At 51.8% G+C, this 1,237-nt stretch carries 1 pseudogene; it reads right to left on the bottom strand.

Annotated features, from left to right (window positions below):
• Nucleotides 1–177: 177 nt before the first annotated feature.
• A pseudogene (locus tag QUA13_RS32520) lies at nt 178–1,146 on the bottom strand (SDR family oxidoreductase); the annotation flags it as partial.
• Nucleotides 1,147–1,237 lie beyond the last annotated feature (91 nt).

Genomic DNA, 1,237 nt, shown 5'->3' with positions numbered 1-1,237 from the left:
CCCTTATTCTCTCCCAGCGCGGTGGCTCTAGTTCTTCTGAAGCCACCTTTCTCATCTTTATTTAGTCTAAACTACAGAGAATTAGATTTCTTGCCAATGTTTGGCATAGGCACTTCTGTTTCCTGTTTTCTGTTAAGAAGTTCCCACTTCTGCAAGAAGTCTATTCAAATTGAAGGCTTACACTGCCAGCAGGGCTAACCCGAAGGCTCCCAGCGCTGTAACGGCGATCGCACCCCACTTTGCCGTGGGATGGGTTTCCAGCCAGGTGGAATAGCTATTCGCCCGTGATTGCTTGCTAAAATCTCCCTCAACGCGATCGAAGCCTGCGATCGGCTCAAATAAATTATCTGGAGCATTTTCGGACTTCGGTTCGCTGGTTTTCTGTAGGTTAAAGCCCGCTCCGGCTTGCAGCAGCAAGGTATCCATTAATTGGGGTGAGAGCCGCTGAATTAGATCCATCGCCCGCCCTGCCCCTCCAGCGATAATGTCACGGGTTGGGTGGCAAGCCGCGTAGAGGATAGCGTCCACTACGATATCGGGCTGGTAAAACGGTGGCAGTCCTTGGGGCTTTACGCCTATCTTGGTGCGGGATTTGTTAAACAGAGGCGTATTGATTGAGGCAGGCATGACATTGGTTACATTGATGCTGGACAAACCTTGATGTATCAGCTCAAGCCGCATGGCTTCCAAAAAGCCATCAATTCCATGCTTGGATGCCCCGTAGGCGCTGTGGTATGGGAACGAACGTCTGCCTTCCACTGAGGAGACATGGAGCAGCGATCCTCGTCCCTCGCGCTTGAGATGGGGCAGTGCTGCCATCGCCCCGTGTACCTGTCCCATGAGGTTCACATCGATGACGCGCTTAAACTCCTGTGGTGTTGTCTGCTCAAAAATCGCGTAGAGATTGATGGCTGCTAAATGCACCCAGGTATCAAGCCGCCCGTATTGCTGGATGGCTCTGTCTGCGATCGCTTTTACCTGCTCAAAATCTGCTACGTCTGCAGGCACAGCGATCGCCTCACCCCCTATCTGCTTTATTTCATCAACTAGAGAATCCAATCCTGGTTCGCTACGAGCCGAAACGACCAACTTCGCCCCCCGCGCCGCGAATTGAATAGCGGTTTCTCTTCCGATACCGCTGGAAGCTCCTACAACGGCGGGGGCACTGTTCTCTTAAGGCGTGAGTGCTAGGATATTTGTGCAGCATAGAGTACAAGCTTATGAAGTGTATCCATTG

The organism is Microcoleus sp. S28C3, from assembly GCF_036700785.1.
Classification (GTDB): Bacteria; Cyanobacteriota; Cyanobacteriia; order Cyanobacteriales; family Microcoleaceae; genus Microcoleus; species Microcoleus asticus.
Note: the sequence above shows the minus strand (reverse complement) of the source record. Positions and strands in the feature narration are given on the sequence as shown.